12 protein-coding genes are annotated in these 12,424 nt (G+C 67.2%); 4 read left to right on the forward strand and 8 right to left on the reverse strand.

The window, feature by feature from the left end; all coding sequences use genetic code 11:
• Both ruvA and ruvC read right to left on the reverse strand, forming a co-directional pair.
• A partial coding sequence (gene ruvA / locus ACFQ4E_RS19775) for a Holliday junction branch migration protein RuvA (protein ID WP_386806259.1) occupies positions 1-497 on the reverse strand: 497 nt, incomplete at its 3' end.
• Positions 494-982 (reverse strand): crossover junction endodeoxyribonuclease RuvC, encoded by a 489-nt coding sequence (gene ruvC / locus ACFQ4E_RS19780; protein WP_386806270.1) that lies wholly within the window; start codon positions 980-982, stop codon positions 494-496. The genes ruvA and ruvC, both read right to left, overlap by 4 nt.
• A gap of 229 nt (positions 983-1,211) precedes the next feature.
• Here ruvC and ACFQ4E_RS19785 point away from each other — a divergent pair, with 229 nt between their 5' ends.
• The gene (locus ACFQ4E_RS19785) at positions 1,212-1,472 is read left to right on the forward strand and encodes a DUF1127 domain-containing protein (protein ID WP_386806260.1); all 261 of its coding nucleotides are present in this window, start codon (positions 1,212-1,214) and stop codon (positions 1,470-1,472) included.
• A gap of 102 nt (positions 1,473-1,574) precedes the next feature.
• On the opposite strand, the gene ACFQ4E_RS19790 is transcribed toward ACFQ4E_RS19785, so the two are convergent.
• Together ACFQ4E_RS19790 and ACFQ4E_RS19795 are read right to left on the reverse strand one after the other, a co-directional pair.
• A complete protein-coding gene (locus ACFQ4E_RS19790) occupies positions 1,575-1,919 on the reverse strand; it encodes a hypothetical protein (protein ID WP_386806261.1) in 345 nt (114 codons plus the stop codon).
• Between the two features lie 107 nt (positions 1,920-2,026).
• Positions 2,027-2,896: a 50S ribosomal protein L11 methyltransferase gene (locus ACFQ4E_RS19795; RefSeq protein ID WP_386806262.1), complete on the reverse strand. Its 870-nt coding sequence runs from the start codon at positions 2,894-2,896 to the stop codon at positions 2,027-2,029.
• Positions 2,897-2,982: 86 nt separating this feature from the next.
• Between ACFQ4E_RS19795 and ACFQ4E_RS19800 the strand changes: the two genes are divergently transcribed.
• On the forward strand, positions 2,983-4,578 hold the full coding sequence (locus ACFQ4E_RS19800; RefSeq protein ID WP_386806263.1) for a sodium:solute symporter: 1,596 nt from the start codon (positions 2,983-2,985) through the stop codon (positions 4,576-4,578).
• Between the two features lie 4 nt (positions 4,579-4,582).
• Here the strand turns inward: ACFQ4E_RS19800 and ACFQ4E_RS19805 are convergent, their stop codons facing one another.
• From ACFQ4E_RS19805 to rsmI, 4 genes are all read right to left on the reverse strand, one after another.
• The gene (locus ACFQ4E_RS19805) at positions 4,583-5,812 is read right to left on the reverse strand and encodes an MFS transporter (RefSeq protein ID WP_386806264.1); all 1,230 of its coding nucleotides are present in this window, start codon (positions 5,810-5,812) and stop codon (positions 4,583-4,585) included.
• Between the two features lie 94 nt (positions 5,813-5,906).
• Positions 5,907-6,842: a glutathione synthase gene (gene gshB, locus ACFQ4E_RS19810; RefSeq protein ID WP_386806265.1), complete on the reverse strand. Its 936-nt coding sequence runs from the start codon at positions 6,840-6,842 to the stop codon at positions 5,907-5,909.
• A 132-nt stretch (positions 6,843-6,974) separates the two neighbouring features.
• Entirely contained in the window at positions 6,975-7,379 is a 405-nt protein-coding gene (locus tag ACFQ4E_RS19815; RefSeq protein WP_386806266.1) for a YraN family protein, read from the reverse strand.
• Entirely contained in the window at positions 7,366-8,250 is an 885-nt protein-coding gene (rsmI, locus tag ACFQ4E_RS19820) for a 16S rRNA (cytidine(1402)-2'-O)-methyltransferase (RefSeq protein WP_386806267.1), read from the reverse strand. Before rsmI ends, ACFQ4E_RS19815 begins: the two co-directional genes overlap by 14 nt.
• 95 nt (positions 8,251-8,345) lie before the next feature.
• Between rsmI and ACFQ4E_RS19825 the strand changes: the two genes are divergently transcribed.
• Together ACFQ4E_RS19825 and ACFQ4E_RS19830 are read left to right on the forward strand one after the other, a co-directional pair.
• Positions 8,346-9,521, forward strand: a complete 1,176-nt coding sequence (locus tag ACFQ4E_RS19825; RefSeq protein WP_386806268.1) for a penicillin-binding protein activator — start codon at positions 8,346-8,348, stop codon at positions 9,519-9,521.
• Entirely contained in the window at positions 9,481-12,291 is a 2,811-nt protein-coding gene (locus ACFQ4E_RS19830; protein ID WP_386806269.1) for a [protein-PII] uridylyltransferase, read from the forward strand. Before ACFQ4E_RS19825 ends, ACFQ4E_RS19830 begins: the two co-directional genes overlap by 41 nt.
• Positions 12,292-12,424: the final 133 nt, after the last annotated feature.

Below are 12,424 nucleotides of genomic sequence, written 5' to 3' on the forward strand. Positions count from 1 at the left end.
GGCGCGGGCCGTGCGGCGGGCGCGCGGTCGCCCTGGTCGATCACGGCGTCGTCGGGTGCGGGGGCGGTCGCGGGCCCTGTGCCCATCGCCATGACCGCGGGCGCCTTGTCCTTCAACTCGTTCACCACGCGGGTCGCGGTCTTTGGGCCGATGCCCTTGGCGGCCTTGATCGAGCCCGCATCCCCAAGCGCGATGGCGCGGCTGACGCCGTCGGGGCCAAGCGTGCCGAGGATCGCGAGCGCCGCCTTGGCGCCGACGCCCTGGACCGTCATCAGGAGCCGGAACCATTCCTTTTCGACCAGCGTCGGAAAGCCGTAGAGCTGGAGGAGATCCTCGCGCACGATCAGGTCGGTGAAGAGCGCCGCCGCCTCGCCCGCGCCGCCGAGCCCCGCCAGCACCCGCTCGGAGCAATAGACCAGATAGCCCACGCCGCGCACGTCGATCAGCACGTGATCCTCGCCGCGATACTCGATCCGTCCGGCAATCCGCCCGATCATGCCCGGATCCTCGCCTGCGGTGCGCGGATGTGATGCGCGTGGCAGATCGCGATGGCCAGCGCGTCGGCGGCGTCGGGCGAATCCAGCGTCACGCCCGGAAGCTGCATCTTCACCATGTGCTCGATCTGGCGCTTGTCGGCATGTCCGACGCCGACGACTGTCTTCTTGACCTTGTTGGGCGCGTATTCGCCCACCTCCAACCCGAACTGCGCGGGGACCAGGAGCGCGATGGCGCGGGCCTGGCCGAGCTTCAGCGTCGCCACGGCGTCCTTGTTCACGAAGGTCTGCTCCACCGCCGCGGTGCCCGGCGCGAAGCGCTCGAGCACGTCCCAAAGCGCCCGGTGCAGGGTCAGGAGACGCGGCGCCAGATCGCCCGCTTCGGAATGCAGCGTGCCGTTCGCGACATGGCGCAGGCGCCCGCCATCGGCGTCGATCACGCCCCATCCGAGGTTTCGCAACCCCGGGTCGATGCCCAGAACCCTGATCACTGCCCGCCTCTCACCGTGCGTTTGGCCCAGCGCTAGCACGAAACGCGAACATCCGCTACCGGCAAAGAACCGTTTCGACGCTTTGAGAGCCGGGAGCGACACATGATGTCGGCGCATGGCGCCTATGCAATCTCCGCGATTGTGAGTTTTCAAACCGCCTCATATTTGCGCGTTCGAACACGCCTTCTAGGCACCCTCCTCCTCGACCTTCCTTCGGATTCTTCCAATGACCTACATGACCGCAGCACATCCCGCGACCGGACCCGTGGCCCTTGCCTCGGGCATCGGCCGCATCCTCGTGTCCTCCACCCGCCTTGATCACGACGTGGTTCCGTCACTCCTGAGCCGCGCCGCGACCGAACTGCGCCTGCGCGCCGAGATCCACCGCACCCGCCGGCAGCTGTCGGCGCTGAGCGATCGCGAGCTCGACGATATCGGCCTGACCCGCGGCGATATCGATCGCGCGGCACGCAAGGCTGCCCGCTGAACGAACCGCGCCGCGCCTAAAGCGGCACGCTGAACGAAAGAACCGGCGCCGGAGAGATCTCCGGCGCCGGTTTTGCGAAAAACGAAAGCGATGAGCGTCGGGTCAGATCACCCGCGACGCGAGGTCGGCCAGTGTCACGGTCAGCGGATCGAGCGACATGAGGACCGCCCCCATCTGCTCGGAGAGGCTGCCGTTCTCGAGAGCGGCCAGATGACCCGCGTAATCCTCGGTGCCGAGGCGGACGAGCAGGAAGGCCTTGAAGCAGAAGAAGCCGAGCGTCAGCGCGATCAGCGGGCTGATCATGTGGCGCGCGAACTCGGAGTTCGGCGCATGCTCGTAATTGCCGGTCTCGGGGTTCAGCCGCGTGGTGTAGCCCTTGGCCAGCTTGCGATGCGAGCGCTCGATCTTTCTCTGACGGCGCTGAAAAGACTTGTAAGATGCTTCCATGGCAACATACCCAGTGTTGCCCCCACCGGATGCGACCGAGATACGCCGCAAATGCGGCAAGAATGGGGCAAAACGCGTGAATTTTCTCAAAATCCGGCGCTTTGGGGTCAATTTGCCTTCAAGGTTAACGTCGTCCAGTCACCAATCCGGTCCGCCTGGACCAGATTGATCCCGGCTGCGACATAAGCCGCCACCACCTCGTCGGCCTGGTCGTTCAGGAGCCCCGACAGGATCGCGTGACCGCCCGGCGCCAGATGCGCGGCCATGTCGGGCGCGAGCGCAATCAGGGGCGCCTTGAGGATGTTCGCGAAGACCAGATCGAAGGGCGCCGCCGCGGCGATCTCGGGGTGATCGAAGCCCGCGGCCTCGAGACAGCGCACCCGCCCCTCCATGCCGTTGGCGCGGAGATTGGCCTCGGCCACCTCGACCGCGACCGCGTCGATATCGGAGGCCAGCGCCGGTTCGGGCCAGATGCGCGCGGCGGCCATCGCGAGAACCGCGGTGCCGCAGCCGATATCGGCGACGTTGTGGCAGGTCACGCCGGCCTCGATCAGGCGGTCGAGCGCCAGGAGGCAGCCCTTGGTGGTGCCGTGGTGCCCGGTGCCGAAGGCCATCGCCGCCTCGATCAAAAGCGGCACCTTGTCCGAGGGCACCTGGTCGGCATCATGGCTGCCATAGACGAAGAACCGGCCCGCGACGACCGGCACCAGCTCGCGCCGGACCTTGGCCACCCAGTCGGTCTCGGGCAGCTCGGAGATCGCGAAAGGGCGCGCGCCGAAGGCCGCGGCGAGGAGCGCAAGTTCGCTCTCGGCGGGCTCTTCCTCGAAATAGCCCCCGACTTCCCAGCGGCCCGAACCGTCCTCGATTTCGAAGACGCCGACGCCCGTGGGTTCGGGATCGAGCTCTTCCATCGCCGCGCCCAGCGCCTCGGCTGCCTCGCGCCCGTCGAGGGTCGTCAGAGCGGTAAATGTGGCCATCTGGATCACCTTTTTCTACCAATGCGGGAACCGAGCCGGACGCGCCCGGTTTTTCCTGGAGTGCACGCTACGGGAGGGCTTTGAGCATGGAGGAACAATCTTCGCAAGCGGTGGCCGGTGCCATCACCGGTCTCGATATCGGGGTTCTGGTCGCCTATTTCCTGGTCGTCATCGCCATCGGCGTCTGGGTGTCGCGCAAAACCGAGAGCGGCGAGGACCTGTTTCTGGCCGGTCGCACCCTGACCTGGGGCATCGTCGGCTTCTCGCTTTTCGCCTCGAACATCTCGTCCACCACCCTGATCGGTCTGACCGGCGCGGCCTATTCGACGGGTATCGCGACCTCGGCCTATGAATGGATGTCGGGCCTGCCGCTCCTGATCCTCGCCTTCATCTTCGCGCCGCTCTTCTTCCGCTCGAAGGTGACGACGATCCCGGAATGGCTGGAGCGCCGCTACGACCGGCGCGCGCGGCTCTATTTCTCGGCGATCACCATCCTTCTGACCGTCATCGTCGACACCGCGGGCGGGCTCTACGCGGGCGGGGTCGTGGTCAAGACGTTCTTCCCGGACATCCCCGTCTGGCAGACCTGCGTCGCGATCGGGATCTTCGCGGGTCTCTACACCGCGTCCGGCGGCCTCAGGGCGGTGGTCTATACCGACGTGCTGCAGGCGGTGGTGCTGATCGTCGGCACCGCGGTGATGACCTGGCTCCTCTTCTCGGAGTTGGGCTTTTCCTGGCAGGCGGTGAAGGACGCGGTGCCCGAGGAGAACCATCTCTCGCTGATCCAGCCCCGCGATGACGAGACCCTGCCCTGGCCCGGTCTCTTCGTGGGCGTGCCGCTTCTGGGCTTCTGGTACTGGGTCACCAACCAGTACATCGTCCAGCGCGTCCTCGGCGCGCGCGACCTGCGCGAGGCGCAGCGCGGCGCGATCCTCGGCGGGTTCCTCAAGATCATCCCGATGTTCATCATGGTGCTGCCCGGCGCGATGGCGCTGGCTGTGGTGCCCGATCTCGAGAACGCGGACATGGTCTTTCCGACCATCGCGACCACTATCCTGCCCGCCGGTCTGACCGGTCTCGTCCTCGCCGGTCTCGTCGCCGCGATCATGTCGAGCGTTGACTCGACGCTCAACTCCTCCTCCACGCTGATCAGCCACGATTTCATCGGCGTCGAGGACAAGAGCCCGCGCGAGCAGCGCAATATCGGGCGCATCACCACGCTGGTCCTCATGGCGGTCGCGGTGGTCTGGGCGCCGTTCATCGACGACATGGGCGGGCTCTGGGATTACCTGCAGCAGGCCTTCTCGATCGTCGTGCCGCCGGTCGTGGCGATCTTCATCCTCGGCGCGCTCTGGCATCGCGGCACCTCGGACGCGGCGTTCTGGACGCTTCTCGGGGGCCACGCGGTCGCGGTCGCGGTCTTCATCGCGACGCAGATGGGCTACTGGCCGCTGCATTTCACCACCAATGTCGGCGTGATGTTCGCGGTCTCCTGCGTGATCTACTTCCTCGTCAGCCGCACCGGCACGGCCCGGCCCGCCGATCAGCTGGGCGATGTGGTCTGGTCCAAGGACATGGCCTTCGATGCGCTGTCCGACGACGCGCCGGTCTGGGCCAACGTCAAGATCTGGGGCGTTCTGCTGGCCGCCTCGATGCTGGCCATCCTGGTGATCTTCTGGTGAGGACCTATTCCGCCGGGGCCGCGAGACGCGGGGCGAAGACCGTCTCGTGTCCCGGCGCGGGATGGCGCGGGATCAGAAGCGCCAGAAGGAACGAGATCGTCGCCATGCCCGCCGCGAGCACGAAGACGGCCTGGGGCGAGACCAGCCAGAGATAGCCCAGAAGCGCGGGGAGAAAGACCGCGGCGATGTGGTTGATGGTGAAGGCCACCGCCGCTGTGGGCGCAATGTCTCCGGGATCGGCGATCTTCTGGAAATAGGTCTTGAGCGCCAGCGCCAGCGCGAAGAACAGGTGATCGACGACGTAGAGCGCCGCGGCGAGCGCCACGCCCCAGCCGAAGGCATAGATGCCGCCATAGGCCAGGAACACGCCGATCAGCCCGGCATATTCGAACAAGAGCGCCCGGCGCTCGCCCCAGACCGCCACCGCGCGGCCCATCAGCGGCGCGAAGACCATGTTTGCGACGAGGGTCACGAGGAAAAGGCCCGTGACCTCGTGGACCTCGAAGCCGAAACGCTCGACCATCATGAAGCCCGCGAAGACGACGAAGATCTGGCGCCGCGCCCCGGCCATGAACTGCAGCGCGTAGTAGAGCCAGTAGCGGCGGCGCAGGACGAAGCGCTTGAGCTGCGGGTTCGGCGCCTCGAATTGCGGGAAGGCGAGCGCGCAGAGGGCGACGATCACCAGCGTCAGACCGCCCGAGGCGAGATAGACGGTGTTGTAGGAGAGATCGAAGCGCTCCCATGTGGCGACGATCAGGCCGTAGGCGATCAGCGTCGCGCCCGACCCGGCGGCGAGGAGCCATCCGAGCACCTGCGGGGCGCGCGCCTTGTCGATCCATTGCAGCTGGAGCGACTGGTTGACCGTCTCGTAATAGTGAAAGCCGATGGAGCTCAGGAGCGTGATGGTGAGGATGCCGCCGAGGCTCGGGAACATCGCGGTGAGCGCGGTCGCCACGCCCAAAAGCGCCAGCGACACGAGCGCCAGCACCTGTTCGCGCACGAAGATGATCACCGCGATCACGCCGATGGCGAGAAAGCCCGGGATCTCGCGCACGGTGTGCAGCCAGCCGATATCCGAGCCGTCGAAACCCGCCTGCTCGATGACGAAATTGTTCAGTAGCGCGGACCAGGTCGCGAAGCTGAGCGGCATGGCGATGGCCATGAGAAACAGGAGCGGCACCGGCCTCTGCCAGCGCGGCTGATCGTCGAGATGATCGAGGGATACCGGGCGCATGATCTGCGCCATACGCCCATCGGATTTGTTTGGCGAGACCCGCGGGTCGAGGGCGGGGAAAATTCCGAGGCGGAATTTTCTCGCCTGACAGGGGTCAGGCGAGTCGGGCGTCGATGGCGTCCCAGATCTTTCCGGCGACATTGGTCCCGTCGAAGCGCTCGAGCTCCTGTATGCCGGTCGGCGAGGTCACGTTGATCTCGGTCAGCCAGTCGCCGATCACGTCGATGCCGACGAAGACCTGGCCCTTTTCCTTGAGCATCGGCCCGATCCGGTCGCAGATCTCGCGATCCCGGTCGCTGAGGCCGATCTTTTCGGGACGGCCGCCCACATGCATGTTCGAGCGCACCTCGCCCTCGGCGGGCACGCGGTTGATCGCGCCGACCGGTTCGCCATCGACGAGGATCACGCGCTTGTCGCCCTTTGAGACGTCGGGCAGGTATTTCTGCACGATCAGCGGCTCGCGCGAGAACCCGGTGAAGAGCTCATGCAGCGACGAGAGGTTGCGGTCGGAGCGGTCGAGCTTGAACACGCCTGCGCCGCCATTGCCGTAGAGAGGCTTCAGGATCACGTCGCCATGCTTGGCGCGGAAGGCCTTGAGCGTCTCCAGGTCGCGGGCGATCGTCGTCGGCGGGGTGAGGTCGGGAAAGTTCAGGACAAGGAGCTTTTCCGGCGAGTTCCGGACCCAGAACGGGTCGTTGACGACGAGCGTCTGGTCCTTGAGGCGATCCAGAAGATGGGTCGTGGTGATGTAATGCATGTCGAAGGGCGGGTCCTGGCGGAGCCAGACCACGTCCATTTCCGAGAGATCGACCTCGCGCATCTCGCCCAGGATCGCATGGTCGCCGCGCACCCGCTGAACCTCCAGATCGCGGCCGCGGGCGGTGATCCGCCCTTCCTGATAGGCGAGGTGATCGGGGGTGTAGTAGAAGAGCGAATGGCCCCGCGCCTGCGCCTCTTCGGCCAGCCGGAAGGTGCTGTCGGCGTCGATATTGATCGGACCGATCGGGTCCATCTGAAAGGCGATCTTCATGGGCGGCGCTCCGGATATCTGCGCCCGTTACATGGCGCATGCCGTCCGCCGCGGCAATGGTCGGGGCGCGATATGCTGGTCGCGACGACCTGCAGCCCCGGCTGACAGATGCGGCCTAAAGCGCGCCGACCCTCAGGCGCCGAAGGCGTTTTCGAGAATGTGGATCTCGCCCTGCGCGTTCACGACCGCCAGGTCGAACCGCATCTCGGTCAGGCTGCCGCGCGGCTCGGTCGCGGCGAATTCCTCGGCCGCCGCGCAGATCCGACGCTGCTGAGGACGGCCAAGGCGAAGTGCGGCGCGCGCGAAGCTGCGGCTCTTCTTGACCTCGACGAAGATCAGGCCGTCGCCGTCGCGCAGGATCAGGTCAATCTCGCCACCCTCTCCGCGCCAGCGGTCGGCGGCCAGCGGGTAGCCGCGGCGCGCGTAATCGCGGGCGACCATCCCTTCGGCCGAGCGGCCCGCGTGGTAGCCGGTGCGCCCCGCATCGGACCGAGCGGTGACCGCGCTCCCCTGCCAATCCCTGTCAATCCTGCTCATCCTGCCCGTCCTCACGATCCTGTTGCAGCGCCATGGCCCGCTGGTAGACGGGCCGACGCTTGAGGCCCAGCATGCGCGATACGGTGTCTGCCGCATCCCGAACGCTCATCGTCTGCAAGGCCTCGCTCAGGGACTGGTCTATCTCGATTTGGCTAACAGTTCCCAAAGATCCGCGGTCGATCAGCACCACCACCTCGCCTTTGACGCTCGCATTTTCATAAAACCCCGCAAGCTCCGTGAGCGTCCCGCGGCGGCATTCCTCGAACCGCTTGGTCAGCTCGCGGCAGACGGCGGCATCGCGGTCCGGACCGAGCGCGGTCACGGCGTCGGCCAGCATCCCGCCGAGGCGCTTGGGCGATTCGTAGAAGACCAGCGTTGCGGGCACCGGTGCCAGCTCTTCGAGCGCGCGGCGGCGGGCGGCCGCGGCGTTCGGCAGGAAGCCCGCAAAGAGGAACCGGTCGGTCGGCAGCCCCGCCAGCGTCACCGCGGTCACGACCGCCGAGACGCCGGGGGCCGTGGTCACCGGGAGGTCCTCGGCAATCGCCGCGCGCGCCAGGTCGAAGCCCGGATCCGAGATCATCGGCGTGCCCGCCTCGGAGGCGTAGGCGACGCTCCGCCCGGCCGCCATTTCGGCCAGAAGCCGCGGCCGCATGCGCGCGCCGTTATGGTCGTGATAGGCCAGAACCGGCCTGTCTCCCAAGGCGATCCCGTGGATTTCGAGAAGCCGCTTGAGGCTGCGCGTATCCTCGGCGGCCAGCACATCGGCCCGCGCCAGAACGTCGAGCGCCCGCAGGGTGATGTCGCTGGCATTGCCGATCGGAGTGGCCACGAGGTGCAGCCCCGGCGCGAGCGCGCCTGCGGGGGGATTCATTCTTGGACCTCCGTGACCTGTGACCTATGATCGCGGGAATATCCGCGGTGCATTGACGCCGCGCCCGTCACCGTAACCGAGAGGCCAGCCGACTGATGTTTGCCGTTTTCACCGCCGCCCGCAAGGCACTGACCCGGGGCAGCGCCGCCCTTGCCGTGCTCGCTCTCGCCGCGTGCGATCCCGTTGCCATCACCGCCGGAGGCGGCGGCCCGCGGGTCGATACCAGCCAGCCGGTGCGCGTCGCCCTGCTCGTCCCGCGCTCGGATTCCGGTGCCGGCGCCATCGCGCGCTCGCTCGAGAACGCCGCCCGCCTCGCCATTGCCGAGCTTGGCGGCGTGCAGATCGACCTGCAGGTCTACGACACCGCAGGCCAGGCCGCGCGGGCCGCGCAGCAGGCCCAGACCGCCGTCGACAACGGCGCGCAGATCATCCTCGGGCCGCTCTTCGGCGAGGCCGCCAACGCCGCCGCTCTGGCGGTCGCGGACGAGGGCATCAACGTCCTGAGCTTCTCGAACAACGCCACCATCGCCGGCGGCAACCTCTTCGTTCTCGGCTCGACATTCCAGAACACCGCGTCGCGGCTCGTGCGCTACGGCACCCGCCAGAATGTCGACGACATCGCGGTGCTCTACCAGAACACAACCGGCGGCGCGCTCGGCAACCAGGCGATCACCCAGGCCGCGGCCCGCGGCGGCGCACGGATCGTCGCGTCCGAGCCCTACAACCTCAACACCGAGAGCCTGACCTCGGCGCTCGCGCGCATCGCGGGCCCGGTGACATCGGGCCAGGCCGACGCGCTGTTCCTGACCGATACCTGGGATGGCGGTCTGTCGGTGGTGCTGCAGCTCGGCCCCGAGCAGGGCCTCACCCCGTCGGCGGTCCAGTACATGGGCCTCTCGCGCTGGGACAGCCGGACCGACGGCTTCAACCTGCCCGGCATCGAGGGCGCGTGGTTCACCGTCCCCGACCGCAGCACCCAGGCCGGGTTCGAGAGCCGCTACCGGGCGGCCTATGGCGCCGCGCCCCATGCGCTGGCCGGCCTCGCCTTCGACGGCATCAACGCGGTCGGATCGCTGATCCGGCAGGGCCGCAGCGACGCGCTGACCGGGCGCGCGCTGACGCAGGGCTCGGGCTTCCAGGGCGCCGGTGGCGTGTTCCGTCTTCTGGCCGATGGCAGCAACGAGCGGGCGCTCGCGATCGCCACGATCCGCAATCAACAGGTGGTTATCCTTGACCCTGCACCCAGAGCCTTCGGCGGCGCCGGTTTCTGAACCGGCCCCGCAGGACACGGACCTTCCCCAGGATCTCATCGCCCCGGCCGAAGCGATCTTCGACCGGGGCGCAGTGCGTCAGGCGCTCTGGGACGCGCTCGGAGACGAGCGCGAGGAGCGCGCGATCCGCAAGATCGTCGTCGAGACGCTGGCCGAAGAGCGTGACCGCGGCCGCGCGGCCATCGCCCGGGCCTTCGCCGAAGCGCCGTTTGCGGCGGCGCCGGTCACCCGCTCCTATACCTGGATCACCGATTGCCTGGTGACGCTGGTCTTCGAGATCGCGACCGAGCGGCTCCATCGCAACCCCACCCCCACCGAGGGCCAGCGCCTGTCGGTGCTCGCGGTGGGCGGCTACGGGCGCGGCGAGATGGCGCCCTTCTCCGATGTCGATCTGCTGTTCCTGACCCCCTACAAGATCACCGGCTGGGCCGAGAGCGTCATCGAGTCGATGCTCTACATCCTGTGGGATCTGAAGCTGAAGGTCGGGCATTCCTCGCGCACGGTGAAGGATTGCCTGAGGCTCGGGAAAGAGGATTTCACCATCCGCACGGCGATGCTGGAAGCGCGCTACGTGACCGGCCACGCGCCGCTCGCCGAAGAGCTGGACAAGCGTCTCTGGACCGACCTCTTCCGCGGCACCGAATCCGAGTTCGTGACCGCCAAGCTCGAAGAGCGCGACTCGCGCCACGAAAAGCAGGGCGGCCAGCGCTACATGGTCGAGCCGAACATCAAGGAGGGCAAGGGCGGGCTGCGCGACCTGCAATCGCTCTACTGGATCCTGCGCTACATCCATCGCGGCGCCGAGGGGCGGGACTTCGTCGACCTGGGCGTCTTCCGGCCCGAGGAATACGATACCTTCGTCAAGGCGCAGAGCTTTCTCTGGGCCGCGCGCTGCCACCTGCACCTGATCGCGGGGCGCGCGATGGAGCAGCTGACCTTTGACATGCAGATCGAGGTCGCCGAGGCGATGGGCTTCCGCGACCGCGCCGGGCGGCGTGGCGTCGAGCAGTTCATGCAGGCCTATTTCCGGCACGCCACCGCGGTGGGCGATCTCACCCGGATCGTGCTGACCTCGCTCGAGGCGGATCAGAAGAAGGAGTCACCCCTGATCCTGCGGGTCTTCACCCGGACGCCCAAGGTCAAGGACGGCTACCAGGTCATCCACGGACGGCTCGCCATCGCGGATGACGCGGCGTTCCTGTCGGACAAGATGAACCTCCTGCGGGTCTTCGAGGAAGGGCTGCGCACCGGGCTCCTGATCCACCCCGAGGCGATGCGGCTGGTGAAGGCCAATCTCGGCCTGATCGACGAGGAGATGCGCCAGAGCCGCGAGGCCCAGCGCACGTTCCTCGATCTTCTCTTGAAGCACGGCAATCCCGACCGCGCGCTGCGGCGGATGAACGAGCTGGGCGTGCTCGCGGCCTTCATCCCCGAGTTCGAGCCCATCGTCGCGATGATGCAGTTCAACATGTACCACCATTACACGGTGGACGAGCACACCATCCAATGCATCTGGAACCTCTCCGAGATCGAGCACGGCAACCTGATCGAGGAACTGCCCGTCGCCTCGACCATCCTCAAGGAGGGCGTGAACCGGAAGGTGCTCTACACCGCGCTTCTCCTCCATGACATCGGCAAGGGGCGGGACGAGGACCATTCGGTCGTGGGCGCCCGCATCGCCCGGCGCGTGGCGCCGCGGCTCGGGCTCAACAAGGCGGAATGCGCGACGGTCGAATGGCTGGTGCGGCATCACCTCCTGATGTCCGACATGGCGCAGAAGCGCGACATCGCCGATCCGCGCACGGTGCGCGGCTTCGCCAAGGCGGTGGGCTCGAAGGAGCGGCTCGATCTTCTCTGCGTGCTCACGGTCTGCGACATTCGCGGCGTCGGCCCGGGCACCTGGAACAACTGGAAAGCGGCTCTCCTGCGCGCGCTCTACCGGCAAACCGCGACCGTTCTCGCCGACGGGATGGAGGCGATCAGCCGCGAGACCCGCGGGACCGAGGCCAAGAAGCTCCTGCGCGAGAAGCTTGCCGATTGGGACAGCAAGGACCTCCGGGTCGAGACGCAGCGCCATTACGAGCCCTATTGGCAGGGCCTCCACATCACCGCGCATGTGGTCTTTGCCGAGCTTCTGCGCGACATCTCGACCGACGAGATCCGCATCGACATCCATCCCGATCCCGACCGCGACGCGACCCGCGCCTGTTTCGCGCTGCAGGATCACCCCGGCATCTTCTCGCGGCTCGCAGGCGCGCTTACGCTGGTAGGTGCGGATGTGGTGGACGCGCGGACCTACACGTCGAAGGACGGGTTCGCGACGGCGGCCTTCTGGATCCAGGACGGCGACGGGCATCCCTACGACGCCGCGCGCATCCCGCGCCTCAAGGCGATGATCCACAAGACGCTCCTCGGCGAGGTCGTGGCGCGCGAGGCGATCAAGGAGAAGGACAAGCTCAAGAAGCGCGAGAAGGCGTTCAAGGTGCCGACCTCGATCACCTTCGACAACGAAGGGTCGGAGATCTACACGATCATCGAGGTCGATACCCGCGACCGTCCGGGGCTTCTCTACGATCTCACGCGGACGCTGGCGAACAACAACGTCTACATCGCCTCGGCGGTCATCGCGACCTATGGCGAGCAGGTGGTCGACAGCTTCTACGTCAAGGACATGTTCGGGCTGAAATTCTACACGCCGTCGAAGCAGAGATTCCTCGAGCGGGTGCTGCGCGAGGCGATCGATATCGGCGTGGAGCGCGCCACGAGCTAGGCCCGGGCGCGCTCCGTTTTCCTAGGCCTTAGGCCGCGCGCGGACGGCGCTGGCGGTTGCCGCCGCGACCGGCGCGCTTCTGGCCCTGGCCCTGCCCCGCATGTTGCCCGGGCTTCGCCCCGCCGCGACGCGG

This window comes from Litorisediminicola beolgyonensis, assembly GCF_042679605.1.
In the GTDB taxonomy this organism is placed as follows: domain Bacteria; phylum Pseudomonadota; class Alphaproteobacteria; order Rhodobacterales; family Rhodobacteraceae; genus Litorisediminicola; species Litorisediminicola beolgyonensis.

Excerpts from the sequence above, each read along its gene's own strand:
- ACFQ4E_RS19800 (WP_386806263.1), top strand. The coding sequence starts at position 2,983 with ATGGAGGAACAATCTTCGCAAGCGGTGGCCGGTGCCATCACCGGTCTC.
- ACFQ4E_RS19805 (WP_386806264.1), bottom strand. The coding sequence starts at position 5,812 with ATGCGCCCGGTATCCCTCGATCATCTCGACGATCAGCCGCGCTGGCAG.
- rsmI (WP_386806267.1), bottom strand. The coding sequence starts at position 8,250 with ATGAATCCCCCCGCAGGCGCGCTCGCGCCGGGGCTGCACCTCGTGGCC.
- ACFQ4E_RS19795 (WP_386806262.1), bottom strand. The coding sequence starts at position 2,896 with ATGGCCACATTTACCGCTCTGACGACCCTCGACGGGCGCGAGGCAGCC.
- ACFQ4E_RS19790 (WP_386806261.1), bottom strand. The coding sequence starts at position 1,919 with ATGGAAGCATCTTACAAGTCTTTTCAGCGCCGTCAGAGAAAGATCGAG.
- ACFQ4E_RS19815 (WP_386806266.1), bottom strand. The coding sequence starts at position 7,379 with ATGAGCAGGATTGACAGGGATTGGCAGGGGAGCGCGGTCACCGCTCGG.
- ACFQ4E_RS19785 (WP_386806260.1), top strand. The coding sequence starts at position 1,212 with ATGACCTACATGACCGCAGCACATCCCGCGACCGGACCCGTGGCCCTT.
- ACFQ4E_RS19825 (WP_386806268.1), top strand. The coding sequence starts at position 8,346 with ATGTTTGCCGTTTTCACCGCCGCCCGCAAGGCACTGACCCGGGGCAGC.
- gshB (WP_386806265.1), bottom strand. The coding sequence starts at position 6,842 with ATGAAGATCGCCTTTCAGATGGACCCGATCGGTCCGATCAATATCGAC.